The sequence below is a fragment of the Rhodovulum sulfidophilum DSM 1374 genome, from assembly GCF_001633165.1.
In the GTDB taxonomy this organism is placed as follows: domain Bacteria; phylum Pseudomonadota; class Alphaproteobacteria; order Rhodobacterales; family Rhodobacteraceae; genus Rhodovulum; species Rhodovulum sulfidophilum.
Genome location: NZ_CP015418.1, coordinates 3,717,061 through 3,743,001 on the forward strand (window position 1 = coordinate 3,717,061; position 25,941 = coordinate 3,743,001).

The following is a 25,941-nucleotide window of genomic DNA, read 5'->3' on the forward strand; positions in this document are numbered from 1 at the left end:
GACGATGATCCAGATTTCACGACCGTTTCTGCGGATCGGTCCTGTGGATGGCGCGTCCGGCCGGGCTCGTCGCGCTCAGATCCGATCCAGCGCCGCGCGCAGATCCGCCAGCAGATCGGCCGGATCTTCCAGCCCGACGCTCAGTCGCAACAGGCCGGGCCCGATACCGAGTGCCGCCCTGGTCTCGTCGCTCAGGCTTTGATGCGTCGTGGTCGCCGGATGGGTGACGATGCTTTTCGCATCGCCGAGATTGTTCGAGAGACGCCAGATGTCGAGCCCGTTCAGAAGCCGGAAGGCGGCCTCCTTGCCGCCCGCGAGATCGAGCGCAAGAAGCGTGCCGCCCTCGGGGAAAAGCGCATGCCCCGGATGGCTGGCAAGCCCCGGATAGATCACCCGGGCAAAGCGCGGGTCGTTTTCCAGCGCTTCGGCGATCAGCCGCGCCCCGGCGGCCTGGGCGCGGACCCTCAGATCGAGCGTTTCCAGCCCCTTGAGCATGATCCAGGCATTGAACGGACTGATCGCGCCGCCGGAATGCTTCATGTAGGTCTGCACCGGCCCGCGGATCACCTCGCGCGGCCCGAGGATCGCACCGCCGAGACAGCGCCCCTGCCCGTCGATATGCTTGGTCGCGGAATAGACCACCAGATCGGCGCCCTGCTCGAAGGCGCGCGAGAAGACCGGCGTCGCGAAGACGTTGTCGACGATCACCTTGGCGCCGGCGGCATGCGCGATCTCGGCCACGGCGGGCAGGTCGATCACCTCGAGCACCGGGTTCGAGACCATCTCGAAGAAGACCGCGGCGGTCCCGGGCATGACCGCGCGACGCCAAGCCTCGAGATCGGTGCCGTCGACCAGCACCACCTCGACGCCGAAACGGCCGAGGACCTCCTCGAGGATGTAGATGCAGGACCCGAACAGCGCCCGCGCCGCGACCACCCGGTCGCCCGCCTTCAAAAGCGCCATCAGCGCGCCATTGACCGCCGCCATGCCCGAGGCGCAGGCGAAGGCATCCTCCGCCCCCTCGATCATCGCCAGCCGGTCCTCGAAGATCGCGACCGTCGGGTTGCCGTAGCGGGCATAGATGAACTCGTCGCGCTCGGCCTTCTCGAATCGCGCCTCGGCGGCTTCGGCGCTGGGATAGTCGAAACCCTGGGTCAGGAAGAGCGCCTCGGACAGCTCTGCATACTGGCTGCGGCGTGCCCCTTCATGAACCGCCCGCGTGCGTTTCGTCCAGTCCCGTTCCATGGCGCGCCTCCTGCGCAAAACAAAAAAAACCCCACCGTCACAGACGCCGGGGGCAAGCTCCGACCTCTTTAGCGGCTTGTTTAACGTGGCCCGCAATCCGGTGAACAAATCGCCACGAGAATATTGGGTATGCCCTCCCCGGCGGGTCGTCAAGCGTCGTCATGCAGCTGTAACCGCGGCTTCACGGGGCTGTTTCAGAGCTTTCGTATCGGTTGGCCGCACGGAACTTTCGGAGCGGTCGGGATGCCCCTGATCCAGGTCAACGCCGCCGGAGAACGGCCCGAACCGCAAGGCGGGGAGGTACGATTAGGCCCCCTGCTCGACCGCGCGCTGGAGGGGCTTGCCCCCCGCGCACCCATCGCGGTTCTCATCCACGGCCTCAAGTTCAGTCTCAGCGATCCGGCGCAAAGCCCGCACCGGCACATCCTTGCGCTCGAGCCCGAGGATCGCTGCTGGAAGGCCGTATCCTGGCCGAGGGCGCTGGGGTTTACCGGGCAGGGCCGGGCCGAGGGGCTCTGCATCGCCTTCGGCTGGGAAGCGGGCCGCAATGTCTGGCGGGCCTATGACGAGGCGCCGCGGGCGGGTCTGGCGCTGGCGCGGCTGATCGAGGCTGTGCGTGCCCGCGCGCCCGGACGGCAGGTCGATCTTCTGGCGCATTCGCTCGGCGCGCGGGTCGCGCTGTCGGCGATGGGCGCCCTTGGCGAGGCCGCTGTCGGCCATGCGGTGCTGATGGCGCCGGCCGAATTCGCCTCGGCAGCGCGCCCCGCGCTTTGTTCGGCCGCGGGGCGGCAGGCGCGGGTCCTGAATGTCACCAGCGGCGAGAACGACCTTTACGACTGGCTGCTTGAACGCTTCGTGGCGCGGCGGGGCGGCGGGCCGACGCTCGGCCGAGGGCTCGGCCGCACCGAGGCGAACTGGACCGATCTCAGGATCGACGACGCGGACACGCTGGCGGCGCTGGCCCGGCTCGGCCATCCGGTCGCGCCGCCCGAGCGGCGGATCTGCCACTGGAGCCCCTATGCACGGCCGGGCATGCTCGGGCTTTACGCGGCACTGATCCGGGGCGAGCTGCCCTACGATCTGCTCCGCGCCCGCCTGCCCGAGGCGCAAGCCGCGCGCTGGTCACGCCTTCTTGGGCTGCCCCGCGTCGAGCTGCCCTTGCCCTTCGCCGGAAACGCCCCATCCTGAGCCGCGACACGGCAAGGGAGACAAATATGACATCCGAGATCGACCTTTACTACTGGCCCACGCCCAATGGCTGGAAGATTTCCATCGCGCTGGAAGAGATGGAGCTGCCCTACCGGCTGACGCTGGTCGATATCGGCGCGGGCGACCAGTTCAAGCCCGACTTCCTCAAGATCGCCCCGAACAACCGGATGCCCGCCATCATCGACCCCGACGGGCCCGATGGCGCACCGGTCTCGATTTTCGAATCGGGCGCGATCCTGCAATATCTGGCCCGCAAGACCGGGCGCTTCTGCGGCCGGACCGAGCGCGAGCGCATCTCGGTCGACCAGTGGCTGATGTGGCAGATGGGCGGGCTGGGTCCGATGGCGGGCCAGGCCCATCACTTCCTGAAATACGCGCCGAGCCTCGAGCCGCCGCAGGACCTGCCCTATGCCAAGGACCGCTACCGCTCCGAGGTCGCCCGGCTTTACGGGGTGCTCGACCGGCAACTGGCGCAGGCCGAATTCGTGGCGGGCGATTTCTTCTCGATCGCCGACATGGCGATCTGGCCCTGGGCCTCGAACTGGGAAGGACAGGAGCAGAGCCTCGACGACAACCCGCATATGGCGCGCTGGCTGGAAAACGTGGCCGCCCGTCCCGGGGTGCAGCGGGGCCGGGCGCTGGCGGCCGAGAGGAAGGCCGATCTCAGCACCAACCGCAAGGCGCAGGCCATGCTGTTCCGCCGCGGCTAGACCGGACGGCGGGCAAACCGGCGGCAGGCCGGGGCTGGGCGAAAAATCTTCGACGAAGATTTTTCGCCCCGCTCAGCCCTCGCGCCCGGTCTCCTCGAGGCCATAGCGCTTGAAGAGCCGCCCCTGCGCCATGAAGAACCCGAAGATCGCGATGGTCAGTCCGAAGGTCTTGAAATTGACCCAGGCATCGGTCGACATCGTGCGCCAGATCGCCTCGTTCAGGACCGCGAGCCCGACGAAGAACAGCATCAGACGCCGGGTCAGGATCATCCAGCCCGCGCGCTCCAGCGGCACCGCCTCGTCCAGCACATATTGCAGGTAGGATTTCCCGCGCAGGAGCCCGAAGCCGAGGACCGCGGCAAACAGCGCATAGATCGCGGTCGGCTTCATCTTGAAGAACCTCTCGTCGTTCAGCCAGACCGTCAGCCCGCCGAACACCACGACCAGCACCGCCGTCGCGATCTGCATCTTCGAGACATGCCGCGTCAGCACCCAGAGGATCGCCGTCGTGACCAGCAAAAGCGGAATGAACCCCGCCGTCGCCAGCACGAAGCCCTGATAGTCGGTGCCCGCGATGGTGAAGGTCCGGTCGCGCAGACGCAGATAGGCGACGAAGAAGGCCACGATCGGCCCCAGTTCCAGCGCCAGTTTCAGCCCCGGATTGATCTTGCGCTTTTCGGCCATCGGCCTCAGCCTCCCATCTCGACAATCACCGCCCCGGCCGCGATCAGCGCCATCAGCGCCAGCCGCCGCGGCCCCACCTTCTCGCCCAGGACCAGCCATCCGATCAAGGCCGCAAATACGGTCGAGGTCTCGCGCAGCACCGCCGCCTCGCCGACCTTGTCGAGCCGGGTCGCCATCATCACCGCGCCGAAGCTCATGAAGGCCACGAGCCCGCCCGCGACGCCCCGCAGCATCAGCGGCCCCGGTGCCGGGCGCTCGGCCATCTGCCGCCAGCGCATCAGCGCCAGCCAGGGCATCGTGCTCAGCCCGTCGATGAAGAAGAACCAGGCCAGGAAGGTGAAGGGATCGGCCGTCGCCCGGATGCCATAGGCATCGAAGGTGGTATAGGCGGCCACGAACCCGCCGGTCAGAACCGCGAAGGCAAGCGCGGGTTTCAGCGTCTCGCGATCCGTCGTCCAGTGCCGCAGGTTGTAGACCGCAAGCCCGTAGATCCCGGCCAGAAGCACGGCGACACCGAGCCATTGCAGCGGCTGGAAGACCTCCCCGAACAGCGCCCAGGCCCCGATCACCGTGAACAGCGGCCCGGTACCCCGCACCACCGGATAGACCACCGTATAGGCGCCCTTGGTATAGGTGTAGCCCTGGGCAAGCTTGTAGGCCAGATGGATCGCGAAGGCGCCCGCGAAGATCGGCCACATATGCGGCTCGGGCCAGGGCACCACGAACAAAGCCACCGGTGCCGCCATGAACCCGTAGGAGAAATCGATCGCGCCGCGCGACAGCCAGGGGTCGTGCCGCCCCTTCTGCAGCGCGCCGAAGACCGCATGCAGCACCGCCGCCGACAGCGCCAGTATCAGCGCCAGATCGTGCCCGGCGGATGTTCCCTCGACCGAGGCGATCCAGTCGGTCATCGCCGCCCGATCCCTCGCCCGGGGCCCCCGCGCGGGCTATCTGAGTTGAGGGAAGGATCAGGAGGAGCGCAGATGCTGGACAATCTTGCGGAGGAGTTTTCCAATCCGTTCGGCGGGTTGCCGACGGAGGTCGCGATCCTTCGACTGGTCGCCGCGATGACGCTTGGCGGGCTGATCGGCTTCGAGCGCGAGCGCCGCGGCAAGCCCGCCGGGCTGCGCACCCATATGCTGATCGCGCTGGCTGCCTGCCTGTTCACGCTGATCGCGCTGCGGATGATCGACGCGGCCAGCATGGGCGATGTCACGCTCCGGATCGACCCGTTGCGGCTGATCGAGGCGGTGACGGCGGGGGTCGCCTTCCTGGCCGCCGGGGCGATCATCACCAATCGCGGCGGCGTCAGGGGCCTGACCACCGGCGCCGGAATGTGGCTGGCGGGCGCCATCGGGCTGGCCTGCGGCACCGGCGCCCTGCCGCTGGCCGGGCTTGCGACGCTGGTCGCCCTGATCGTTCTGGAAGTCGTCCGGCTGCTCGAATAGCGCCTGCGCCCCCGCGAGGCCTCACTCATCGAGCCCGGCCAGCGCGTTGGCGAAATCCTCCGGCTCGAAGGGCGCGAGATCGTCGATCTGCTCGCCCAGGCCGATGGCATGGATCGGCAGCCCGAACTTGTCGGCCAAGGCCACCAGCACGCCGCCCTTGGCGGTGCCGTCGAGCTTGGTCATCACCAGCCCCGAGACATCGGCAAGGTTCCGGAAGATCTCGACCTGGCTCAGCGCGTTCTGGCCGGTGGTCGCATCCAGCACCAGCAGCGTGTTATGCGGCGCGGTCTCGTCGCGCTTGCGGATCACCCGCACGATCTTGGCCAGCTCCTGCATCAGATCCTGCCGGTTCTGCAGCCGCCCGGCGGTGTCGATCATCAGAAGGTCGGTGCCCTCGGCCTCGGCCCGGGCCATGGCGTCGAAGGCGAGGCTGGCCGGGTCGGCGCCCTGCGGCGCGGTCATCACCGGCACCCCCGCGCGTTCGCCCCAGACCTGAAGCTGTTCGACCGCCGCGGCGCGGAAGGTGTCGCCCGCGGCCACGATCACCGACTTGCCCGCATCGCGGAACTGGCTGGCGAGCTTGCCGATGGTGGTGGTCTTGCCCGAGCCGTTCACGCCGACCACCAGAACCACCTGCGGCTTCTTCGGATAAAGCGGCATCGGCCGCGCGACCGGCTCCATGATCCGGGCAATTTCCTGGGCCAGCAGCTCCTTGATCTCGTCGACCGAAAGCCGCTTGCCGAACCGGCCCTCGGCCATGTTCGCGGTGACCCGCATCGCGGTATCGACCCCCATATCGGCCGAAATCAGCAACTCTTCGAGGCTTTCCAGCATCGCATCGTCAAGCTCGCGCCGGATCACCGTCTTCTTCGGCTCGGACGCCTTCTGCTCGGAACGCCCGAAGACGCGCCCGAAAAAGCCCCGCCGCGGCGCACCCGCCCCCGTCTCTTGGCCGGTCTCTTGGCCCATCTCTTCGCCGGTTGCGTCTCCGGCTCCGGTCAGCTCCTCCCGAAACGCGTCCGAAGAGGCGGGCGCCGGGTCCGAGCGCAGCTCGGTGGGAATGTCAGCGGGGATCTCGTCAGGCACTGACGGCGGAACCTCGCCGGGCCAGTCGGGGGCTTCCTGCGGCGGCTCGGGCGGACGCTCGGAGGGTCCCGGCGGGATGTTCAGCGGCTCGGGATAAGGAACGGGCGCCGGAACCGGTTCCGGATCGGGCATCGGCACGGGCTCGGGCGCAGGCTCGGGTTCAGGCGTCGGCACCGGTTCCTCTGGCGCAGGGGTCGGCTCGGGATCGGGTTCCGGCTCCGGGGCGGGCGCAGGAGAGGGTTCCGGCTCGGGGGCATGGGTCACCGCCTCGGCAGCGCCCAGAACCAGCGGGGTCGGACGGTCTTGCTCGCGCGGCGCCGCTGGCTCCGGTGCGGGCGTGGGTTCGGGGGGACGCTCGGGCGCGGATTCGGCAGGCCCGGGATCGGCGGGCAGGACCGGGGCGGTCGCAGTCTCGTCGGCACGGGCCGCGGCCGAGGACGCGACCTCTTCCTCGCGCCCGCCATCGCGCACGATCTCTTCCAGACCCTGCTCGATCTTCGAGGACGACTTGCCGAGCCGCTGTCTGAGCTTGCTGAAAAACGCCATATCGCCTCCTGCGCCTCCCCTGTGAGACCCTGTCCTGACCTATGCGGAAACGCCCCGATATGGAAGGGGGCGCGCCCGGCGCCATCTTCGCCGCAGCCGCGCGCCGATGCCATGGCACCCGCCGACGCACCCGCCGATACACCTTCTCCCGGGCGGCGGCGCTGGCGAACCGGCGCAGGCTCTGGCAAAGTGACGGAAATGACAGACCGGAGGACACCGATGCGCCGCGCGCCGATCGCCTTTCTTCTCGCCGCCGCCCTGCCCGCCCTGGCCGCCGGATTGACCGCAGCCGAGGCCGCCGAGCCGATGTCCGCGGCCGCCTTCGACCGCTATGCCACGGGAAAGACGCTGTTCTATGCGTCCGGGGGCCGCGCCTACGGCGCCGAGCAATATCTCAGCGGCCGCCGGGTCATCTGGACCTTCCTCGATGGCGACTGCTCGGAAGGCGTCTGGTTCGAGGCGGACGGGCAGATCTGCTTTCGCTACGACCACGATCCCGAAGACCCGCAATGCTGGAGCTTCTTCAAGTCCGGCCAGGGCCTGATGGCCCGGTTCGAGAACGACCCGGACCAGACCGAACTGATCGAGGTCAACCAGAGCCGCGAACCGCTGATCTGCTCCGGCCCGCGCGTCGGCGCCTGAGACCGGGCCAGGACCGCGCACCGGAGCCGGCCTGCCGTTTACAGCAGGGTGCCCTGTTCGGGCGGCTCGTCGGTCTTGCGGCTGCGGCGCGGCGGCCGCCCTGCGGTCGAAAGCCGCCCGTCCCGGAACTCGATCTCGAGCGCGCCCGCCTGTTCGGCCGCGGCCCGGCTCGTGACCACCTGCCCGCCCGCGCGCACCACCGCAAAGCCGCGGCGAAGCGTTTCCCGGTAGCTGAGCCCCGCCCGCATCCGCTCGAGCGCCTCGAGCCGCGCCCGGCGCCGCTCGAACCCGGCGCCCAGCGCCGCGCGAAGCCGCGCATCGAGCCGGGCCAGCGCCTCGCGCCCGGTCTCGACGCGGCGCTGCAAAAGCTCGGGACGGACCCGGCGCGCGGCCTTTTCCAGCTCTGACGCCCGCAGCCGCCGCAGCCGCGCGAGGGCGGGCGCGACCCGGGCCACGCGCTCGTCGGCACGGCGGCGTTCCTCGGCCAGCCGGCGCCTCAGACTGGCCGGGCGCAGCGCCGCACCCGCCTCGGACAGCCGCAGCCGTTCGCGCGCGACCCGAGCGGACAGTGCCGCGGGCAGCCGGTCGGCAGCGCGGTCAAGCCGCTGGGCCGCGAAATTCAAGAGGGTCTCGGGCCGGGGCAGCGCACGCGCCAGATCGGCCAGCCGCTGGCGCCGTTGTGACAGCAACCGCCCGAGCGCGGCCGAGCGGCGGGCCTCGAGCCCGTCCAGCGCCGCTATCAGCTCGATCCGCACCGGCACCGCCATCTCGGCGGCCGCCGTCGGCGTCGGCGCGCGGCGGTCGGCGGCATGGTCGATCAACGTGGTGTCGGTCTCGTGACCCACCGCCGAGATCAGCGGAATTTGCGACGCGGCCGCGGCGCGCACCACGATTTCCTCGTTGAACCCCCAGAGATCCTCGAGGCTGCCGCCGCCGCGCGCCACGATCAGCAGATCGGGCCGCGGAATCGCGCCGCCCTCGGGCAGCGCGTTGAAGCCCTGGATGGCGCGGGCCACCTCGGGGGCGCAGGCCGCGCCCTGCACCGCGACGGGCCAGATCAGCACATGGCGCGGAAAGCGGTCGCCAAGCCGGTGCAGGATGTCGCGGATCACCGCCCCCGAGGGCGAGGTCACGACCCCGATCACCCGCGGCAGATAGGGCAGCGCGCGCTTGCGCTCGGCCGCGAACAGCCCCTCGGCCGCCAGCGCCGCCTTGCGCTTTTCCAGCATCGCCATCAGCGCGCCGACGCCTGCGGGCGCGATATCCTCGATCACCATCTGGTAGCGCGATTGCCCGCCGAAGGTGGTCAGCCGCCCGGTGGCGATCACCTCCATGCCTTCCTCGGGCCGGGTCGCCAGCCGCTGCGCGGTGCCCTTCCAGATCACCGAGGCCAGCACGTTCCGGTCGTCCTTGAGGTCGAGATAGATATGTCCCGAGCGCGGCAGGCTGACCCGCCCGACCTCGCCGCGCACGCGGACATGCGAGAAGGCCCCCTCGACGGTGCGCTTCACCGCGCCGGAAATTTCCGAGACGGTGAATTCGGGGGAATTGGGGCCGCCGGGGCCGTCATCGTCAATGAGGTCGGACATGGGCCCTTGGTGCCCGGAAATCGAGACGGGTTCAACTGCCTCCGAGGCCGCGCGGCACCCTGCCCTTGTTCCCGTCGGCTTGTCGCTCGGGGCTTGTCCACTCGGGCCTTGTCGTTTCGGGGCGGGGCTCAGGCCGCGACCTGCCCCAGGGCCAGCCCGCGCAGATAGACCGCAACACCCCGGGGCGTTCCCAGATCGACCCGCATCGCGCCCCGGCTGCTCCAGACCAGATAATCGGCGCCCCGCACCAGCGCGGCCTCGGTCTCCGGGCCGAAAGCGCCGTCGATCCGCGCCGCGTAAAGCCCGAGCTCGCGCAGTTCGCCCTGCACCGCCCGCCGCTGGTCGGGGCCGAGCCGCTGAAAGCCGGTCTCGAGCAGATCGGCGCGGTAGGACGCAGCCAGCAGCGTGCCGGGAATGGCGGTCGGGGCGAAGGCGATGGCTGGGCGGTTCATCGGGGCACCTGCGGGGCAGCGGTTGCGGATCGGTCCGGTCGGGGGGCGGCCCCCGGCAGAACCGGTTAATGGCCTGTTTACCCTGTCTGTATGGCTGCCCGGCGCGGCATCGCTGCGGACAAAGCAAGGCGATTTCGCGGTCTCTTTCAGAGCCTCTTTCCGGGCCCCTTTCCCGGTCGCTTGCCCGAACCGGCCGGGCAGCCTACAAGGCGCCGGAAAAGAGCTTGGCGAAAGGCGGCAGATGAACATCCTCATTCTCGGCGGCGGCGGACGGGAACATGCGCTGGCCTGGGCGATCCTGCAGAACCCGAAATGCGACCGGCTGATCGTGGCGCCGGGCAATGCAGGGATCGCGGCCATCGCCGAATGCGCGACGCTCGACATCGAGGATGGCGGCGCGGTCGCGGCCTTCGCCGAGGAGAACGCGGTCGATTTCGTGGTGATCGGCCCCGAGGCACCGCTGGCCGCGGGTGTGGCCGACCGGCTGGAAGCGGCAGGCATCCTCTGCTTCGGGCCGAGCCGCGCGGCCTCGGCGCTGGAAAGCTCGAAAAGCTTCACCAAGGCGATCTGCGATGCCAGCAACGCGCCCACCGCAGGCTATGGCCATTTCACCGATGCCGGGGCCGCGAAGGCCCATGTCCGCAAGGCGGGCGCGCCGATCGTGGTCAAGGCCGACGGTCTGGCCGCCGGCAAGGGCGTGATCGTGGCGATGAGCCTGGCCGAGGCCGAAGCCGCCATCGACGACATGTTCGGTGGCGCCTTCGGGGGCGCGGGCGCCGAGGTGGTGATCGAGGAATTCATGGAGGGCGAGGAAGCCTCGTTCTTCGTCCTTTGCGACGGCACCGATGTTCTGGCCATCGGCACCGCGCAGGACCACAAGCGCGTGGGCGAGGGCGATACCGGCCCCAATACCGGCGGCATGGGCGCCTATTCCCCGGCCCCGGTGATGACCGACGCGGTCTGCGCGAAGGCGATGGAAGAGATCGTCAAGCCGACCGTGGCCGAGATGGCGCGGCGCGGCACCCCCTACAAGGGCGTCCTCTATGCCGGGCTGATGGTCAGGAACGGCCAGCCTCGGCTGGTCGAATACAATGTCCGCTTCGGCGATCCCGAGGCCCAGGTGCTGATGATGCGGCTTGGCGGGCAGGCGCTCGACCTGATGCTGGCCTGCGCCGAGGGTCGGCTTGCCGAGGCGAAGGTCAACTGGGCCGACGACCATGCCATGACCGTGGTGATGGCGGCGAAGGGCTATCCCGGCGCCTATGAGAAGGGCTCGGTCATCGGCGGGCTCGACGCCCTGCCCGCGGACAGCTTCCGGATGGTGTTTCATGCCGGCACCCGCGCCGAGGACGGCAAGGTGACGGCGGCAGGCGGCCGGGTGCTGAACGTGACCGCCCGCGGCGCGAGCCTCGCCGAGGCACGGGAAAAGGCCTATGCGATGATCGACAGGATCGACTGGCCTGAGGGCTTCTACCGGCGCGACATCGGCTGGCGGGCGCTCTAGCCCCGCCGCGCCCCGGCCTCAGATCAGCAGCACCAGCATCAGGATCGACGCCAGCAGCAGCGCCATGCCGAAGATCTCGGCCGCGCGCAGTTTCTCGTGGAAGACCAGCACCGAGGCCAGGATCGAGAAGATCAGCTCGATCTGGCCGAGGCTCCGGACATAGGCCGCGTTCTGCAGCGCGAAGGCGGTGAACCAGCCCGCGCTGCCCAGCATTCCCGTCGCGCCCACCGGCAGCACCGCCCGCCATTTCCGCGCCACCCGGGCCAGCTCGCCCGGTTCGCGCCAGGCCATCCAGGCCGCCATGGCCAGCGTCTGCATCATGGTGACACAGCTCAGCGCCAGCAGCGCCCGCATCAGCGCATCCTCCGAGGCGACCTGCAGCGTCGCGCCGCGATAGCCGATGGCCGACAGCCCGAAGAACCCGCCCGCCAGCAGCCCGAGCCCCAGCGCGCGCCAGGACATGCCGCCCCAGCCCCCCGGCGGACGCGACAGCGCGATGACGCCCAGCACCCCGATGGCGATGGCCGCCATCCCCGGCGCCGAAACCGGCTCGCCCAGCAGCAGCGCCGAGAAGGCCGCGACCTGGATCACCTCGGTCTTGGTGAAGGCCACGCCGACCGCGAAGGAGCGTTCCGAGAACAGCGCGACGGTCGCGAAGGTGGCGATGATCTGCGCCAGCCCGCCGGTCGCGGCATGGGCCCAGAAGGCAGGCGCGATGCCGGGCAGCGCCTCGCCCCGGACCGCCATCAGGCCCGCCAGGCACAGCGCAGCAAGCGGCGCCGCGAAGACGAAGCGCGAGAATGTCGCCCCGGCGGTCGAGAGGCCCAGCCCCCGCAGCCGTTTCTGCAGCATGAAGCGGACGGTCTGAACCGCCGCCGCCCCGATCGTCATGATCACCCAGAGATCCATGGACATCCTCGCCGCGCCCGCCTCCGCTCGGCGAGGCGCAGCCTGTTGCGCGCAGCCGGTGCCGGTGCCGTCCCCGGTCCCTTCCCCGGGGCCGTCGGAGCCGCCTTGCTCAGATCTGCTTTTCGGGCATCTGCACGATCAGCCCGTCAAGCGCCTCGGTGACCTTGATCTGACAGGTCAGGCGCGAGCGCTTGGGATCGGTGGCATAGGCGAAATCGAGCATGTCGGCCTCCATGTCCTCGACCGGCGGCAGACGGTCGACCCAGTCGGGATGGACATAGGCATGGCAGGTCGAACAGGCGCAGGCGCCTCCGCAATCGGCGTCGATGCCCGGAACGCCATTGTCGCGGGCGCCTTCCATCACGGTCAGCCCGTTGGCCACATCGATGACATGCTCGGTGCCATTATGTTCGATATAGGTGATCTTCGCCATGACTGCCCCTCGCATTCGGCTATCGGTCGCGGTGGGAATAATCGAGCTTTGCCGCTTTTTCCAGCGAAAGCGGACCCGGGCGGCTCCGCTGTTGCCCGGCCTGTCCCGAAGCCATTTTCTTCCCCGTCCCGCGATGGCATTGTCGCCCCGTCCAGTTCCGGAGACGCCGATGACGAACCAGCCCGCCCCCCCTGCCCCCCTGACCCTCTGCGATTGCACCCAAGCCGACCTGCCCGGCGTGCAGGCGATCTATGCCGAGGCGGTCCGGACCGGCACGGCCAGCTTCGAGCTTGCCCCGCCGGATCTGCCCGAGATGCGGGCGCGCTGGGAAAAGGTGACGGAGGCGGGCTTTCCCTGGCTGGTGGCACGGGCCGGAAACCGGGTCGCGGGCTATGCCTATGCCAATACCTACCGCCCGCGCCCGGCCTATCGCGGCACGGTCGAGAATTCGGTCTATGTCGACGCGGCCTTTCGCGGACAGGGCGTCGGGCGGGCGCTGCTTGGCGCCTTGCTGGCGCGCTGTGAGGCGGCCGGGTTCCGGCAGATGGTGGCGGTGATCGGGGATTCGCAGAATACGGGCTCGATCGCGCTCCATCGCGCGCTGGGCTTCAGGGATGCGGGCGTGCTGCGCTCGGTCGGCTGGAAGCATGGCCGCTGGCTCGATTCCGTCCAGATGCAGAAACCGCTCGGCCCCGGCGACACCGCGCCATTCGACGGCCTGCCCGGCGACAGGCCGCAGGGGCAGCACAGCGGTGGCGCCGGAACGGACGGTCCTCCGAACCGCCCCTGACACGCGGCGCGGCCCCCTGTGACAAGCGCCGCCCCCGCCATAGCCGCGGCAGAGCGGACCCGAGGCGGAGGCCGTGCCGCCCCCAGCAGTCTTCCCCGGCAATCCGCGCAAGCCGGGCGATGCGCCCGGGCCGCCGCTCCGGCCCCGGCTCGGAGGGCGTGGACCGGCCCCGCTCCGGGCGCCCGGACGCGAGTGCGGAAACGGCGCCCCCCTTCTTTGACAGTTTGCAACAAGGGGTCCGCCGGGTATGCTTTACGCTGCGGGACCCGAAAAGGACGCAAAAGCGCAGGCCGGAGCCCGCAATACCCCCGGCATATCGGGGCGTAACGGGGAGGAGGCCCATGACAGACATGTCCAACATGAACCGTCGTTCGTTCCTGAGGCGCAGCGCGCTGGCGGGCGGCGTCGCCGGAACCGGCGCGCTGGCCGCGCCTGCCGTTCTGGCCCAGGCGCCGATCGTCCTGAAAATGCAGACCTCCTGGGGCGCATCGAACATCTGGGACGAATTCGCCCGCGACTATGCCCGCCGCGTCGATGAGATGTCGGGCGGGCGGCTCAGGATCGACGTGCTGCCCGCGGGCGCCGTGGTCTCGGCCTTCCAGGTGATGGATGCGGTCAATGACGGCGTGCTCGACGCCTCGCATTCGGTCTGCGCCTATTGGTACGGCAAGAACAAGGCGGCGTCGCTTTTCGGCACCGGACCGGTCTTCGGCGGCTCGGCCACGACCATGCTGGGCTGGTTCTACGCCGGCGGCGGCGACGAGCTGTTCCGCGAACTGACCCAGGATGTGATGGGGCTGGATGTCGTGGGCTTTCTGGGCTTTCCGATGTTCGCCCAGCCCTTCGGCTGGTTCAAGGACGAGGTCGACACCGTCGCCGACCTGCAGGGTTTCAAGTACCGCACGGTGGGGCTGGCCGCCGATCTGATGGCCCGGATGGGGATGTCGGTCGCCCAGCTTCCGGGCGGCGAGCTGGTGCCCGCGATGGAACGCGGGGTGATCGATGCCTTCGAGTTCAACAACCCCTCGTCGGACAAGGATTTCGGCGCCCAGGACGTGGCCAGGCACTATTACCTGGCCTCCTATCACCAGGCCTCGGAAAGCTTCGAATTCCTGTTCAACCGGCCGTTCTTCGAGGATCTCGAGCCCGATCTGCAGGCGATCCTGCGCTACGGCGTCGAGGCGGCCTCGACCGCAAATACCGCCAAGGCCATGGACCGCTATTCGGCCGACCTGCAATGGCTGCAGGACGAGGCGGGGGTGACCGTGCACCGGACCTCGAAGGAGATCCTCGATGCCCAGCTTGCCGCCTGGGACGAGCTGATCCCCGAGCTCGAAGAGGACGCCTTCATGAAGAAATGCCTCGACAGCCAGCGCGCCTGGGTCGAGCGCGTGACCTTCTACGAGGTGATGAACGCGCCCGATTACACGCTGGCCTACGACCACTACTTCCCCGGCCGGCTCAGGCTCTGAGCCGGTCCCGGGGCGGGTGCCCCCGGCCGCCGACGCGCCGGGGGGCCTTCATGGGGCGCGGGGAGGTTTCATGGTCGGGTTCATCCGTTTCGCCGACGCGCTGTCGGCCTGGTTCGGCAAGGCCTTCGCCTGGCTGGTCGTGCTGATGGCACTGGGGACCGGCTACGAGGTCTTCGTGCGCTACGTCCTGAACAGCCCCACCGCCTGGGCGCTGGACGTGTCCTTCATCATGTACGGGACGCTATTCATGATGGGCGGCGCCTATACCCTGTCGCGGGGCGGCCATGTGCGGGGCGATTTCCTGTACCGGCTGTGGCAGCCCCGGACCCAGGCCATGGTCGATCTGGTGCTCTACATCATCGCCTTCTTTCCCGGCGTGCTGGCGCTGATCTTCGCGGGCTGGAAATACGCCGCGCGGTCATGGCGCTATGGCGAGGTCTCGGTCAACAGCCCGGCGGGCATCCCGATCTACCAGTTCAAGACCGTGATCGTGGTCGCGGGCGTGCTGCTGTTCATCCAGGGCATCGCCCAGGTGATGCGCTGCCTCCTCGCGATCCGCAGCAATGAATGGCTCGAGGCCGAGGAGGACATCTTCGAGACCGAGGACATCCTGATGCGCGAGGCCGACAAGGCCGAGAGGGGACCGCATATATGACCGACCCGGAGGTCGCCCTGATCCAGCTCGGGCTGTTCATCGTCTTCGTGTTCCTGGGGTTTCCCATCGCCTTCACCCTGATGGCGATGGGGCTGGGCTTCGGCTATTTCGCCTATTTCGACGCCGGCCGGATGTGGCGCGCCTTCGACCGGCTGGACGAGACCGCCGGGATGTGGACCCGGATCACGAGCTGGGTCGAGGGCCTCTTCAACAACCGCATCTTCGATCTCTTCGTGAACCAGACCTATACGGTGATGTCGAACGAGGTGCTGACGGCGGTGCCGCTGTTCCTGTTCATGGGCTATGTGGTCGAGCGCGCCAATATCGTCGACCGGCTGTTTTCCACCCTCAACATCGCCTCGAAGAAGATCCCGGGCTCGATGGGGGTGGCGGCGCTGATCACCTGCGCGCTGTTTGCCACCGCGACCGGCATCGTCGGCGCGGTGGTCACGCTGATGGGGCTGTTGGCGCTGCCCGCGATGCTGCGCGCGCGCTACGATCCGGCCTTTGCCAGCGGCATCATCTGCGCGGGCGGCACGCTGGGCATCCTGATCCCGCCCTCGATCATGCTGATCGTCTATGCCGCGGCCACCAATGTCTCGATCGTGCGGCTTTACGCAGGCGCGCTTCTGCCCGGGCTGACGCTGGTCGGGCTGTATCTCGTCTATGTGGTGGGCCGGTCCATCCTGCAGCCCTCGGCCGCACCGCGCCCGAGGGCGGACGAGATCCCCGACATGCCCTTCGGGCGTCTTCTGTGGCAGATCGCGACCTCCTTCCTGCCGCTCGCGGTGCTGATCGCGTCGGTGCTGGGCTCGATCCTGTTCGGGCTGGCGACACCGACCGAGGCCGCCTCGGTCGGCGCGCTGGGCGGGCTGGCGCTGGCCGTCATCTACCGCGCGCTCAACTGGCAGCGGCTGCGCGAAAGCGTCTATCTGACGGTCCGGACCACGGCGATGGTGTGCTGGCTTTTCGTCGGCTCCTACACCTTCTCGGCGGTGTTCTCCTATCTGGGCGGCGAGCAGCTGATCGGCCAGTTCGTCGAAGGCCTGAACCTGACGCCGATGCAGTTCCTGATCCTCGCGCAGATCATCATCTTCCTTCTGGGCTGGCCGCTCGAATGGTCCGAGATCATCATCATCTTCGTGCCGATCTTCCTGCCGCTGCTGGCATATTTCCAGATCGACCCGCTGTTCTTCGGCATCCTCGTCGCGCTGAACCTTCAGACCAGCTTCCTGACCCCGCCAATGGCGATGTCGGCCTATTACCTCAAGGGCATCGCGCCGCCCGAGGTCAGGCTGACCCAGATCTTCCGGGGCGTGATGCCGTTTCTCGTCTGCGTGCTGATCTCGATGGTCTTGATGTACGTCTTCCCGCAGATCGTCTATTTTCTGCCCGAACTGGTTTACGGATGAGGGCGCGGGCATGAAGGATCTCGAAACGGCACTGGATCTGGGGGCGGTCGAGCTGCGCGACCGGCTGGCAGGCGGCGCGCTTTCGGCGCTCGATCTGGTCGAGGCCTGCCTGGCCCGGATCGCCGCGCGCGAGCCCGAGATCGGCGCCTGGGCCTGGATCGACCCCGATTACGCCCGCGAGCAGGCCCGGCGGCTCGATGCCCATCGCGCCTCGGGCCGGACGCTGGGGCCGCTTCACGGCCTGCCGGTGGGGCTGAAGGACATGATCGACACCGCCCGCATCCCGACCGGGAACGGCTGCGCGCTGGATGCCGGCCGGGTGCCCGCGCGCGACGCCTTCGTGGTCGAGAGGCTGCGGGCGGCGGGGGCGCTCATCCTCGGCAAGACGGTGACGACCGAGCTGGCCTTCCTGCATCCCGGCAAGACCCGGAACCCGCATAACCCCGCGCATACACCGGGCGGCTCGTCCAGCGGCTCGGCCTCGGCGGTGGCCGATGCGATGGTGCCGCTGGCGCTTGGCACCCAGACCGGCGGCTCGGTCATCCGTCCCGCGGCCTTCTGCGGCGTGACCGGTTTCAAGCCCAGCTTCGGTGCGATCCCGCGGCGCGGCGTACTGATGCAGTCGCACAGTCTCGATACTGTGGGGGTCTTCGCCGCCGATCCGCTGGGCGCGGCACTGGTGGCCGAGACCCTGTTCGGCTTCGACGAGACCGACCCCGCCAGCCGCCTCGCCCCGCCGCCGCGGCTGCTCGACACCGCCCGCGGCACGCCGCCGCTGCCGCCGGTCTTCGCCTTCGTCAGGCCCCCGGGCTGGGATCGGGCCGATCCCGACACCCATGCCGCCTTCGCCGAGCTGACCGCCGCCCTTGGCGATCAGGTCTTCGCCCTCGATCTGCCCCCGGCCTTCGAGGAGGCCGCCCCCCAGCGTGCCCGGATCAACATGGCCGAGATGGCGCGCCATTATTACCGCTATGACCGCGACGGGCGCGATCTGCTTGGCGCCGAGACCCGCGATGCCATCGACGAGGGCGCAAACATGCCCGCCCGCGACTATCTGGCCGCGCTGGACTGGCCCAGGGTGCTGAACGCCGCGCTGGACGAGATCTTCACCCGGTGCGACGCGATCCTCTGCCCCGCGGCGCCGGGACCGGCCCCCGAGGGCCTCGGCACGACCGGCGATCCGATCTTCAACGGGCTCTGGACGCTTTGCGGCACGCCCGCGGTGACGGTGCCGATCCTGACCGCCGGGAACGGCCTGCCGATGGGGGTGCAGCTGGTCGGCCCGCGCGGCGGCGACGCCCGACTGCTGCGCAGCGCGCAATGGCTTTACGACTGGGCTGCGGGGGCCTGAGCCCCGCCCGGCCCACAGGGAAAGGACCGCCGATGGACCGCATGCTTGCCGCCGTCGCCTTCATCGCCTTCGCGGGCTTCGTCGGCATCCTCGCCCTCGAGGTCCCCCATCCCGACCTTTGGGCGGTGATCGGCATCACCCTCGCGCTGGTCGCGACCGATCTGGTCCTGGCTGCCCGGAACCGCCGCGACTGACCTGCCAAGGCACTGGCGGGTAACGGCTTTCTTCCTGACGAAACCGACAAATTCCGGATAGGCCGCCCCCGGGCCGCGTGTTAGCATTCGGGCCAGCCCGCCAGGGAGGATCGCGGGCCGGAAACGGGGAGCCCCCGGAGGGAGGAAAGATGAAGACCACCTTGATCGGCGCGGCCATCTGGGTCGCGCTTGCCCTGCCCGCCGTCGCGCAATCGACGGATGTGCCCGACAATCTGGAAAAGCTCGGGAATTTCCGGACCACCGGCACCACCGACTTCACCTATGTCGAGCAGGACGGCCCCTATGCCGAGGGCATCCGCAAGACGCTGGAACGCATCACGCTGCCGCCGGGCTTCAGGATCGGGCTTTACGCGGTGGTGCCCGATGCGCGGCACATGGCGGTCGGCCCGCAGGGCATCGCCACCTTCGTCGGCACCCGCAAGGACAAGGTCTGGGCCGTGACCGACCGCAACAAGGACCGCATCGCCGACGAGGTGAAGGATTTCGCGCCCTCGCTGACATTCGCGATCCCGAACGGGCCCTGCTTCTCGAAGGACGGCTTCCTTTATATCGCCGAGCAGAACCGCGTGCTGCTGTTTCCGGCCGCCGAGTTCTTCTATGAAAGCCCCGATGTGGCGGCCTTCAGCCTCGTGCCGCAGGGCGAGCTGATCCCGCCCGGGGAGGAAAGCTACAACCACACCGCGCGGGTCTGCCGGATCGGCCCGGATGGCAGGATCTACATCTCGCTCGGCCAGCCCTTCAACGTGACGCCAAGGGACAAGCTGGAGCTGTACCGCGAGATCGGCATCGGCGGCATCATCCGGATGAAGACCGACGGCACCGGGCGCGAGGTCTATACCACCGGCATCCGCAACTCGGTCGGGCATGATTTCGACCCGGCGACGGGCGATCTGTGGTTCACCGACAACCAGGTCGACGGCATGGGCGACGACATCCCGCCGGGCGAGATCAACCACCAGACCGAGATGGGCCAGCATTTCGGCTATCCCTGGTATGGCGGCGGCGATGTGCGCACCGATGACTATGCGGACGAGGAGATCCCCCTCGAGGTGGTGATGCCCGCGGTCGAGACCGTCGCCCATGCCGCCGATCTGGGCATGACCTTCTATACCGGCGGCATGTTTCCCGAAGAGTATCGCGGCGCGATCTTCTCGGCCCAGCACGGGTCCTGGAACCGAACCGAACCGATCGGCGCGCGGGTGATGGTCACGCGCATCGCCGAGGATGGCAGCGCCAGCACCGAGCCCTTCGCCGAAGGCTGGATCGACGCCAATGGCGAATATCTGGGCCGTCCGGTCGATGTGGCCCAGCTTCGCGACGGCTCGCTCCTGGTCTCGGATGACATGGCGGGCGCGCTCTACCGGATCTGGTATGACGGGATGTGACGCGCCCCTCGCGGCAGGGTTGCCGGGGGCGGAGGCGCAGATCGTGACCGGCACTGGCGCGGTCTTGGCGGCAAGCGGATCGTCGCGGCCCGGCACTTTGCCGGCCTCGCCCGCGGCAGCCTGTCTTCGGCAAGCCCGCTCAGGAGGCGCCCCCTGATCCGCGCCGGGCGCTCTGCCGCGCGCCGGCCTGAGGTCGCCGGAGCGGCCTCCGGCAGGCGCCGCAACCGGGCATGCTAGGCCCTCAAGCTGACCGGGAACTGAAGGGCCAAAACTCTGATCATACACAATAAATTTTCTTGATCCGGCCCCGAGGCAGACGCAGTCTGCGCACCGTACCGGCGCCCTGAACATGCCCGCCCGCCCCGGGCGGAGCGCAGGCGCTCGAGCCAGCAAGGAGACGGAGATGTCCGATACCAAAGCCAGCCCTCCCGCAACCGAAGGCGGCGCCCGCGCAGCCCCCGAGACCTATTCCTTCCGACAGAAACTCGCCCATTGGGGCGTGGTCGTCCTGGTCGCCGCCCAGTTTCTCGTCTTCGACGCCATCGGCCGCGATTTCGGCCGCGGCATGAAAACCGGCGACTGGGTCTATTCGCCCACCGCCACCGGCCACATCCTGTTCGGCCTCGCGATCCTCGCCCTGATGGTCTGGCGGCTCAAGCTGCGCCGCGACGAGGGGGTCCCCGCCCTTCCGGCCGCCGAACCCGGCTGGGCTGCGACGCTGGCGCGCCTGACGCATGCCGCCTTCTACCTGTTGCTGCTGGCAATGCCGGTGGTCGGCGCGGTGGCCTGGTTCCTGCAGTCGGGCAACGCCGCCGAGATGCACGAGGCCGCGGCCAACCTGCTGATTGCGCTGATCGCGATCCATGTCGCGGCGGTCGCCCTGCACAAGTTCCGGTGGAGAAGCAACATCCTGAGCCGGATGATGTAAGCCGGAACGCGCCTCCCGTGCCGACCTTTCCCTGACCGGCAGGAAGGCGCGGCGCGGCCTGCGGGCCGATCGGTCCCGCAGGCCGCGCCTATCCTCTCGGGTGCAAGCTCCCGTCTTCCTTCAAAGGATCCCCACATCGCCCCAGCTTCCTTTCAGGAGCGCAAAAGGCGGCGACTTTGTGCAGACGCTCCCTTCCCAAACGCGCAATGGGGGCGGGTCACGGCCCCTCTTCCTGGACGGGAAGGACTTCCGGCCGCACCGGCTCACCAAACGGGCCCACAGCGACAATGCCTTCTTCGAACGCCTCTGGTGGAGCATCAAATATAACGAGGTTCACCTACGTGCCCGTGTCGGCATCTCCGAAGCCTGTACCGGGATTGGCCGTGTCAGATCGGCTTCGACAGCAGCCGACGCCATTCCTCGTTTGATGGCAGAACGCCCGATCAAGCCTGCTTCCCCCATCAGCCGCCGAAGAGGACAACGGCCTGACCGAGGCGCAAAACCACATGAGGAAGACCCGCAACCTGTTCAGGCAAACCGTCCCGCCTTCTGGATCGGGCGGGACCGGCCGCCCGCCCCGGGGCATCCTGCGCGGCCCGGCATTTCGGGTGGGTCCGGTTGGCGATAGATCCGACATGGCGGCGGGCAGCGGCTCCGGGCACGGATGCGCCATTCGTATCCTTTGGCAGGCCGCTGAAAAGTGATGAGACGAAGGCGTTGGTATCAGAACACTCCATTCCCGGTTTCTCTCGTTGCGTTGCACAGTGCTCATCGCGCTGGGGGCCGGTGAATTTGACGACAAGGATCGCCGCAAGACGTTTTTCAGCGGCCTGTCAGGTTCGGCACGACAGCGGTCGGCGGTGACGCCCAGCCGTTGCATCCCCCCGCAGGGAATGCCATTGCGAAGGCCGGTCCTGCCTCGCGGATGTTTCGATGCCCGTTTGCCTGCCCTCTGCGTCTGTCCGGCGTCCCGCCACCACCCTCCGCCCTGGCGCGCGCGTGGCCGGGCATTTCGGCGAATTCCTGCAGGGGCGGCTCGGGGTCGACGGGCCGCTTGCCCTGGTGACCGTGCCCTGCCCGGCGCTGGAACTGCGCGCGGTCCGGTATCCCGGGCGCATGCCGGGGCTCTGGCAGGGCAAGCGCCCGGTCCTGAGCCGCGCGCAATTCATGACGCTTGCCGCCCGTCTCGGGACCCGGCCGGGGCGGATGCGCCTTCACGCGGGCATGCCGCCCGGCGGCGGGGCCGGAGCCTCGACCGCGGCGCTGCTGGCGGCGATCCGCTGTCTCGCCCGGCATGCGCTTTCGGCCGAGGAGGAAGCCGCGCTCTGCCTCGCGCTGGAAGGCGCGACCGATCCGCTGATGCATCCCGCGCCCGGCCGCCTGCTTTGGGCGCCGCGCGCGGCACGGGTGTTGGACAGACTGCCGCCGGAGCCCGCTTTCGAGGTGGTGGGCGGGTTCTGCGGCAAGGGGCAGCGGACCGATCCGGCCGATACCGCTTTCGCCGACATCTCGGATCTGGTCGAGGCCTGGCGGAGCCCGCCCGATCCGGCCGGGCGGGCGCGGCTTGCCACCGAAAGCGCCCGCCGCTGCCACGCCCTGCGCGGCGGTCCCGACCCCGCTCCGCTGCTTGAACTGGGCCGTAACCTCGGCGCGCTGGGGCTAGTGGCCGCCCATACCGGTGCCGCGCAGGGGCTGCTTTTCGCACCGGGAACGGCCCCGGCCGGGACCGAGGCGGCGCTGCGTGCGGCAGGTCTCGGGCAGGTGCTGCGGTTCCGCACCGGCGGAGGCGGGCGATGAGCGCGGCGGCGATGCTGGTGGCGCTGGCCATCGAGGGGGGGGCCGGCTGGCCCGACCGGCTTCATGCCCGGATTGGCCATCCCGTGACCTGGATCGGGGCGCTGATCGCGGCACTCGAGGCGCGGCTGAACCGCCCCGGCGACGCGCCCGCGACCCGCAGGCGGCTGGGCGCCCTTGCGGTCGCGGTGACGCTGGCGGCGGCGGTCCTGCCGGCCTGGGCGCTGGTGTCGATCCTGCCCGGCGGCTGGGTGGGCACGGTGCTGACCGGGATCCTGGCCGCGCCGCTGGTGGCCTCGCGCAGCCTTTTCGACCATGTGGCCCGGGTCGCGAAGCCGCTGGCGGCGGGCGATCTTGCGGGCGCGCGCGAGGCGGTTTCGATGATCGTCGGCCGCGATCCGGCGCGGCTTGACCAGGCCGGGCTGGCCCGAGCGGCGCTTGAGAGCCTGGCCGAGAACGCCTCGGACGGGATCGTGGCGCCGGTCTTCTGGGGCGTCCTGCTGGGGCTGCCGGGGATCGCGGGCTACAAGGCGGTGAACACGCTCGACAGCATGATCGGGCATCGCAACGATCGCTACGAGGATTTCGGCCGGGTCGCGGCGCGGCTGGACGATCTGGTCAATCTGCTGCCCGCGCGGCTGACCGGTGCTCTGTTCTGCCTCGTGGCCGGGCATCCGGCCCGGGCGGCGCGGACAATGATGCGGGATGCCGGGGCGCACCGTTCGCCCAATGCCGGCTGGCCCGAGGCGGCGATGGCGGGCGGGCTCGGCCTGCGGCTCTCGGGGCCGCGGATCTATGGCGATCGGGTCAGCGACGAACCCTGGCTGAACGCGGGCGCGCCCGACCCGGCGCCGGGCGATCTGTGGCGGGGGCTCTGGTTGTATGTCAGGGCGATGGCGGGGCTGGCACTGGGACTGGCGGCGCTGGTCTGGATCTTCGGAGGATAACGCATGGCGGACGGACAAGATCGCGGGCGCGATCATGGGGGCGATCTTTCCGGAGCGATGGCCAGCTTCGGCGGCACAGCCGACGACTGGATCGATCTCTCGACCGGCATCAACCGGGTGCCCTATCCCGCGCCGCCCGCCTCGGCTGCGGCGCTTTGCGACCTGCCGGGCCGGGCCGCGATCGACCGGCTGAGCGCCGCGGCGCAAGGCGCCTATGGGACGGACTGGCCCTTGCTGCCGCTGGCAGGGGCGCAGGCGGCGATCCAGCTTCTGCCGGTCGTGGCACCCGAGGGCGCGGTGCGGGTGCTGGGGCCGACCTATAACGAATATGCAGGCGCTTTCGAGGCGGTGGACCGCAAGGTCGAGACCGTTGTCGCGGCCGAGGCGCTGGCGGGGGCGGGGCTGGCGGTGATCGTCAATCCGAACAATCCCGACGGGCGGCGCCTCGCGCCGGAGGCACTGCGTGCCATTGCCGCCACGGTGGGCGTGCTGGTCGTCGACGAGAGCTTTGCCGACCCGCATCCGGAGCTGTCTCTGCTGCCGGGCGGCTGCCTGGAAAACGTGCTGGTACTGCGTTCCTTCGGCAAGTTCTACGGTCTTGCGGGGCTCCGGCTCGGCTTTGTGCTGGGGCCGGAGGCGCTGCTCGGGCCGTTGGCGGGGCGGGCCGGGCCTTGGGCGGTCTCGGGACCGGCGCTCGAGGCGGGCGCGCTGGCGCTGGCCGATGCGGGCTGGCGGGCAGACAGCCGGGCGCGTCTGAGTGCCGAGACGGCCCGTGCCGACGCGCTGGCCGAAGCGGCGGGCTGGCGACCGCTGGGCGGAACGGCGCTGTTCCGGCTCTATGAGACGGAGGATGCGGCCGAGGCGCAGGCCCGGCTGGCCCGGTCCTGGATCTGGTCGCGGATCTTTCCCTATTCCGCGGGCTGGCTGCGCCTTGGGCTGCCGGGATCAGAAGCCGAATGGGACAGGCTCGAAGAGGCTCTCTAGCCGTCGAAATCCCCGAAGGGCGTTCAGGCTGCATTCGGCAAACGCGCGCCTGAGCCCCACGTGGATGACCGCCCCGCATCGGAATGCCCGCATTGCCACCGGTCAAAGCACCACGGAGGCGAAGAAGGCCTTCGGCCTGTCCGTCCGCACGCGAGCCAAGTGGCCGGCACGTTTCCGCAAAGGCGGCCATGCGGCGCTTCGGCACCGCAGGTGGTTAGCGCGCGCCTGCCGCTGCGCGCCTGGAATGAACGAGCGGAAACCGCCCGGGTTGCTCATCTGGATGCTTCGACAGCCATGCGCATGACAAGCGCCTGATGGGAGCAGTTGTTGTCGCAGGCGATCCGGTCACCGGGGAGGCGCATCGCAGGACCAAAGAGCGGACCTGAGGATTGATCCGTCAGGAGACCTGGCCGGCGTTCTGACGATGCCCCTGCAGGGCGATAAACCGCAGGGACCCTGCGGTTTGGAAACCATGATTTTGGATTGGTAGCGGAGGAGGGACTTGAACCCCCGACACAAGGATTATGATTCCTCTGCTCTAACCAACTGAGCTACTCCGCCAAGAGTGCGCGCTGAGTAAGGGAGGTGGCCGGGGGCGTCAAGAGCAAATTCGGCGGGAAAACGGGCCGCGAGGCGCGTCATTCCGGCAGGGCCGATACCAGCGGCGCCAGCGTTGCTGCGGCCTGCCCCGACTCAGTCGGACACCCCGAATGACAGCTCTTCCAATCCGGGGGCCCCCGATGCCGTAACCGCCTCGCAGCGGCATCGATGTGCCAGGCCGGCTCTGCGAAGCCCCACAGAGAAAGACGGTCATGCCGCAGCTATTACAGCCGGGCGCGACGGCCAGAACGACGGGGCCCGCGCCGACCGCATGACCATCGTCGCAGCAGCTGCCAGGCCCCGGCACAGATGCTTCGGGCCGGGCATGCATGTGGCGCGGCCCGCCCGGAGGCTCGCTTTCGAGCTGATCGCCGCTGACGAAACGCGCCGCGATCCGCCAGGTCTCGACAGGCCCAATGCCCGCACGCCGTCGTCACCTCCGCGAGCCAGGCGGCGGCGGTCGGTCGAAACCTGCGAGAGAGTCGCACCTGCACCGCCCGGATCAGTGACGCCGGAAACTGCGCAAACGCCCGCCGGAGGGATCGAGCGCCGCCGCGAAAGCCGCGACCTCGAGCAATGGCATTTCCGGACGATCCGGGAGCCCCGCCCGCAGGTCCATTCGGCCCGGGCCGCCTCTTCAGCGTGAAACGGCTTTCACATGTCACCCGCTCCCGTCGTCCAGCCCGGTGACGCGGTTGCCATGCGCATCGGTCTCGTCCCGGGGCAAGACCGGCGGCGCAACCGTCAGGCTCTGGCAGAGATCCGCGATGCGGTCGGGCCGGGGCGTCAGCCGCAAGAGGAGCGACCCCGCGCCCAACCGGACCCGAATCGCTGTGGTCCCTTCCGATGCCCCACCTCGAAACGCCCGTTCCTGCCGCGCGCCCCGGCTCGAGCTCCGGCCAACCGGCGAAGGGCCGCGGGCTTCCGCTAGGTCACGCAGCCCGGCGCTTC

The 25,941-nt window shown here is 69.3% G+C and carries 25 protein-coding genes, 1 tRNA gene and 1 riboswitch; of the genes, 16 read left to right on the forward strand and 10 right to left on the reverse strand.

The genetic code is table 11. From position 1 onward, the window contains the following. Positions 1 to 75: 75 nt before the first annotated feature. Complete coding sequence (metZ, locus tag A6W98_RS17340) at positions 76 to 1,245, reverse strand: O-succinylhomoserine sulfhydrylase (RefSeq protein WP_042463729.1); 1,170 nt, start codon at positions 1,243 to 1,245, stop codon at positions 76 to 78. 47 nt (positions 1,246 to 1,292) lie between these two features. After that, positions 1,293 to 1,371, reverse strand: a riboswitch (SAM riboswitch). 117 nt (positions 1,372 to 1,488) lie between these two features. On the opposite strand from metZ, the gene A6W98_RS17345 reads away from it, so the two are divergent. Both A6W98_RS17345 and A6W98_RS17350 read left to right on the forward strand, forming a co-directional pair. Further along, positions 1,489 to 2,433: an alpha/beta hydrolase gene (locus tag A6W98_RS17345; RefSeq protein WP_042463732.1), complete on the forward strand. Its 945-nt coding sequence runs from the start codon at positions 1,489 to 1,491 to the stop codon at positions 2,431 to 2,433. A 26-nt stretch (positions 2,434 to 2,459) separates the two neighbouring features. Then, the gene (locus A6W98_RS17350; RefSeq protein WP_042463735.1) at positions 2,460 to 3,164 is read left to right on the forward strand and encodes a glutathione S-transferase N-terminal domain-containing protein; all 705 of its coding nucleotides are present in this window, start codon (positions 2,460 to 2,462) and stop codon (positions 3,162 to 3,164) included. A gap of 72 nt (positions 3,165 to 3,236) precedes the next feature. Here the strand turns inward: A6W98_RS17350 and A6W98_RS17355 are convergent, their stop codons facing one another. Continuing rightward, positions 3,237 to 3,848 (reverse strand): inner membrane-spanning protein YciB, encoded by a 612-nt coding sequence (locus tag A6W98_RS17355; RefSeq protein WP_042463738.1) that lies wholly within the window; start codon positions 3,846 to 3,848, stop codon positions 3,237 to 3,239. Positions 3,849 to 3,853: 5 nt separating this feature from the next. After that, positions 3,854 to 4,759, reverse strand: coding sequence for an EamA family transporter (locus tag A6W98_RS17360; RefSeq protein WP_042463740.1), 906 nt, complete (start codon positions 4,757 to 4,759; stop codon positions 3,854 to 3,856). Between the two features lie 72 nt (positions 4,760 to 4,831). Between A6W98_RS17360 and A6W98_RS17365 the strand changes: the two genes are divergently transcribed. After that, complete coding sequence (locus tag A6W98_RS17365; protein WP_042463743.1) at positions 4,832 to 5,296, forward strand: MgtC/SapB family protein; 465 nt, start codon at positions 4,832 to 4,834, stop codon at positions 5,294 to 5,296. Between the two features lie 21 nt (positions 5,297 to 5,317). Here the strand turns inward: A6W98_RS17365 and ftsY are convergent, their stop codons facing one another. Beyond that, positions 5,318 to 6,928, reverse strand: a complete 1,611-nt coding sequence (gene ftsY, locus A6W98_RS17370) for a signal recognition particle-docking protein FtsY (RefSeq protein ID WP_042463746.1) — start codon at positions 6,926 to 6,928, stop codon at positions 5,318 to 5,320. Positions 6,929 to 7,147: 219 nt separating this feature from the next. Here ftsY and A6W98_RS17375 point away from each other — a divergent pair, with 219 nt between their 5' ends. After that, positions 7,148 to 7,570 (forward strand): hypothetical protein, encoded by a 423-nt coding sequence (locus A6W98_RS17375; RefSeq protein WP_042463749.1) that lies wholly within the window; start codon positions 7,148 to 7,150, stop codon positions 7,568 to 7,570. 38 nt (positions 7,571 to 7,608) lie between these two features. Here A6W98_RS17375 and xseA read toward each other — a convergent pair whose 3' ends face one another. Together xseA and A6W98_RS17385 are read right to left on the reverse strand one after the other, a co-directional pair. After that, the gene (gene xseA / locus A6W98_RS17380; protein WP_042463751.1) at positions 7,609 to 9,159 is read right to left on the reverse strand and encodes an exodeoxyribonuclease VII large subunit; all 1,551 of its coding nucleotides are present in this window, start codon (positions 9,157 to 9,159) and stop codon (positions 7,609 to 7,611) included. 128 nt (positions 9,160 to 9,287) lie between these two features. Further along, positions 9,288 to 9,611, reverse strand: coding sequence for a peptidoglycan-binding domain-containing protein (locus tag A6W98_RS17385; RefSeq protein WP_042463752.1), 324 nt, complete (start codon positions 9,609 to 9,611; stop codon positions 9,288 to 9,290). Between the two features lie 241 nt (positions 9,612 to 9,852). On the opposite strand from A6W98_RS17385, the gene purD reads away from it, so the two are divergent. Next, the gene (gene purD / locus A6W98_RS17390) at positions 9,853 to 11,115 is read left to right on the forward strand and encodes a phosphoribosylamine--glycine ligase (RefSeq protein ID WP_042463753.1); all 1,263 of its coding nucleotides are present in this window, start codon (positions 9,853 to 9,855) and stop codon (positions 11,113 to 11,115) included. 18 nt (positions 11,116 to 11,133) lie between these two features. Here the strand turns inward: purD and A6W98_RS17395 are convergent, their stop codons facing one another. After that, a complete protein-coding gene (locus A6W98_RS17395; protein WP_042463756.1) occupies positions 11,134 to 12,024 on the reverse strand; it encodes a DMT family transporter in 891 nt (296 codons plus the stop codon). Between the two features lie 109 nt (positions 12,025 to 12,133). Beyond that, complete coding sequence (locus A6W98_RS17400; RefSeq protein ID WP_042463758.1) at positions 12,134 to 12,457, reverse strand: 2Fe-2S iron-sulfur cluster-binding protein; 324 nt, start codon at positions 12,455 to 12,457, stop codon at positions 12,134 to 12,136. A gap of 169 nt (positions 12,458 to 12,626) precedes the next feature. Here A6W98_RS17400 and A6W98_RS17405 point away from each other — a divergent pair, with 169 nt between their 5' ends. The 11 genes from A6W98_RS17405 (at position 12,627) to cobD (ending at position 24,390) form a co-directional block, all read left to right on the forward strand. Beyond that, positions 12,627 to 13,247: a GNAT family N-acetyltransferase gene (locus A6W98_RS17405; RefSeq protein WP_042463761.1), complete on the forward strand. Its 621-nt coding sequence runs from the start codon at positions 12,627 to 12,629 to the stop codon at positions 13,245 to 13,247. Between the two features lie 341 nt (positions 13,248 to 13,588). Next, entirely contained in the window at positions 13,589 to 14,719 is a 1,131-nt protein-coding gene (locus A6W98_RS17410; RefSeq protein WP_042463764.1) for a TRAP transporter substrate-binding protein, read from the forward strand. 70 nt (positions 14,720 to 14,789) lie between these two features. Continuing rightward, positions 14,790 to 15,374, forward strand: a complete 585-nt coding sequence (locus tag A6W98_RS17415; protein WP_042463766.1) for a TRAP transporter small permease subunit — start codon at positions 14,790 to 14,792, stop codon at positions 15,372 to 15,374. Next, positions 15,371 to 16,786 (forward strand): TRAP transporter large permease, encoded by a 1,416-nt coding sequence (locus tag A6W98_RS17420; protein ID WP_042463768.1) that lies wholly within the window; start codon positions 15,371 to 15,373, stop codon positions 16,784 to 16,786. Before A6W98_RS17415 ends, A6W98_RS17420 begins: the two co-directional genes overlap by 4 nt. 10 nt (positions 16,787 to 16,796) lie before the next feature. After that, a complete protein-coding gene (locus A6W98_RS17425; RefSeq protein WP_042463770.1) occupies positions 16,797 to 18,137 on the forward strand; it encodes an amidase in 1,341 nt (446 codons plus the stop codon). 32 nt (positions 18,138 to 18,169) lie between these two features. Next, complete coding sequence (locus tag A6W98_RS21545; RefSeq protein WP_168161838.1) at positions 18,170 to 18,331, forward strand: hypothetical protein; 162 nt, start codon at positions 18,170 to 18,172, stop codon at positions 18,329 to 18,331. Positions 18,332 to 18,480: 149 nt separating this feature from the next. Then, a complete protein-coding gene (locus tag A6W98_RS17430; RefSeq protein ID WP_042463773.1) occupies positions 18,481 to 19,737 on the forward strand; it encodes a PQQ-dependent sugar dehydrogenase in 1,257 nt (418 codons plus the stop codon). 403 nt (positions 19,738 to 20,140) lie between these two features. Beyond that, positions 20,141 to 20,665 (forward strand): cytochrome b, encoded by a 525-nt coding sequence (locus A6W98_RS17435; protein WP_042463776.1) that lies wholly within the window; start codon positions 20,141 to 20,143, stop codon positions 20,663 to 20,665. 999 nt (positions 20,666 to 21,664) lie between these two features. After that, a complete protein-coding gene (locus tag A6W98_RS17440; RefSeq protein ID WP_231098304.1) occupies positions 21,665 to 22,462 on the forward strand; it encodes a GHMP family kinase ATP-binding protein in 798 nt (265 codons plus the stop codon). Continuing rightward, on the forward strand, positions 22,459 to 23,406 hold the full coding sequence (gene cbiB / locus A6W98_RS17445; RefSeq protein WP_042463782.1) for an adenosylcobinamide-phosphate synthase CbiB: 948 nt from the start codon (positions 22,459 to 22,461) through the stop codon (positions 23,404 to 23,406). Before A6W98_RS17440 ends, cbiB begins: the two co-directional genes overlap by 4 nt. Positions 23,407 to 23,409: 3 nt before the next feature. Next, on the forward strand, positions 23,410 to 24,390 hold the full coding sequence (cobD, locus tag A6W98_RS17450; RefSeq protein ID WP_042463785.1) for a threonine-phosphate decarboxylase CobD: 981 nt from the start codon (positions 23,410 to 23,412) through the stop codon (positions 24,388 to 24,390). Positions 24,391 to 24,874: 484 nt separating this feature from the next. Here cobD and A6W98_RS17455 read toward each other — a convergent pair. Together A6W98_RS17455 and A6W98_RS22165 are read right to left on the reverse strand one after the other, a co-directional pair. After that, positions 24,875 to 24,951, reverse strand: a tRNA-Met gene (locus A6W98_RS17455). A 700-nt stretch (positions 24,952 to 25,651) separates the two neighbouring features. Then, positions 25,652 to 25,786, reverse strand: a complete 135-nt coding sequence (locus tag A6W98_RS22165) for a hypothetical protein (RefSeq protein WP_264580078.1) — start codon at positions 25,784 to 25,786, stop codon at positions 25,652 to 25,654. Positions 25,787 to 25,941: the final 155 nt, after the last annotated feature.

Bases quoted from the DNA above. Each gene is read 5' to 3' on its own strand.
- metZ (WP_042463729.1), bottom strand. From the start codon at position 1,245: ATGGAACGGGACTGGACGAAACGCACGCGGGCGGTTCATGAAGGGGCA.
- A6W98_RS17345 (WP_042463732.1), top strand. From the start codon at position 1,489: ATGCCCCTGATCCAGGTCAACGCCGCCGGAGAACGGCCCGAACCGCAA.
- A6W98_RS17350 (WP_042463735.1), top strand. From the start codon at position 2,460: ATGACATCCGAGATCGACCTTTACTACTGGCCCACGCCCAATGGCTGG.
- A6W98_RS17355 (WP_042463738.1), bottom strand. From the start codon at position 3,848: ATGGCCGAAAAGCGCAAGATCAATCCGGGGCTGAAACTGGCGCTGGAA.
- A6W98_RS17360 (WP_042463740.1), bottom strand. From the start codon at position 4,759: ATGACCGACTGGATCGCCTCGGTCGAGGGAACATCCGCCGGGCACGAT.
- A6W98_RS17365 (WP_042463743.1), top strand. From the start codon at position 4,832: ATGCTGGACAATCTTGCGGAGGAGTTTTCCAATCCGTTCGGCGGGTTG.
- ftsY (WP_042463746.1), bottom strand. From the start codon at position 6,928: ATGGCGTTTTTCAGCAAGCTCAGACAGCGGCTCGGCAAGTCGTCCTCG.
- A6W98_RS17375 (WP_042463749.1), top strand. From the start codon at position 7,148: ATGCGCCGCGCGCCGATCGCCTTTCTTCTCGCCGCCGCCCTGCCCGCC.
- xseA (WP_042463751.1), bottom strand. From the start codon at position 9,159: ATGTCCGACCTCATTGACGATGACGGCCCCGGCGGCCCCAATTCCCCC.
- A6W98_RS17385 (WP_042463752.1), bottom strand. From the start codon at position 9,611: ATGAACCGCCCAGCCATCGCCTTCGCCCCGACCGCCATTCCCGGCACG.
- purD (WP_042463753.1), top strand. From the start codon at position 9,853: ATGAACATCCTCATTCTCGGCGGCGGCGGACGGGAACATGCGCTGGCC.
- A6W98_RS17395 (WP_042463756.1), bottom strand. From the start codon at position 12,024: ATGGATCTCTGGGTGATCATGACGATCGGGGCGGCGGCGGTTCAGACC.
- A6W98_RS17400 (WP_042463758.1), bottom strand. From the start codon at position 12,457: ATGGCGAAGATCACCTATATCGAACATAATGGCACCGAGCATGTCATC.
- A6W98_RS17405 (WP_042463761.1), top strand. From the start codon at position 12,627: ATGACGAACCAGCCCGCCCCCCCTGCCCCCCTGACCCTCTGCGATTGC.
- A6W98_RS17410 (WP_042463764.1), top strand. From the start codon at position 13,589: ATGACAGACATGTCCAACATGAACCGTCGTTCGTTCCTGAGGCGCAGC.
- A6W98_RS17415 (WP_042463766.1), top strand. From the start codon at position 14,790: ATGGTCGGGTTCATCCGTTTCGCCGACGCGCTGTCGGCCTGGTTCGGC.
- A6W98_RS17420 (WP_042463768.1), top strand. From the start codon at position 15,371: ATGACCGACCCGGAGGTCGCCCTGATCCAGCTCGGGCTGTTCATCGTC.
- A6W98_RS17425 (WP_042463770.1), top strand. From the start codon at position 16,797: ATGAAGGATCTCGAAACGGCACTGGATCTGGGGGCGGTCGAGCTGCGC.
- A6W98_RS21545 (WP_168161838.1), top strand. From the start codon at position 18,170: ATGGACCGCATGCTTGCCGCCGTCGCCTTCATCGCCTTCGCGGGCTTC.
- A6W98_RS17430 (WP_042463773.1), top strand. From the start codon at position 18,481: ATGAAGACCACCTTGATCGGCGCGGCCATCTGGGTCGCGCTTGCCCTG.
- A6W98_RS17435 (WP_042463776.1), top strand. From the start codon at position 20,141: ATGTCCGATACCAAAGCCAGCCCTCCCGCAACCGAAGGCGGCGCCCGC.
- cbiB (WP_042463782.1), top strand. From the start codon at position 22,459: ATGAGCGCGGCGGCGATGCTGGTGGCGCTGGCCATCGAGGGGGGGGCC.
- cobD (WP_042463785.1), top strand. From the start codon at position 23,410: ATGGCGGACGGACAAGATCGCGGGCGCGATCATGGGGGCGATCTTTCC.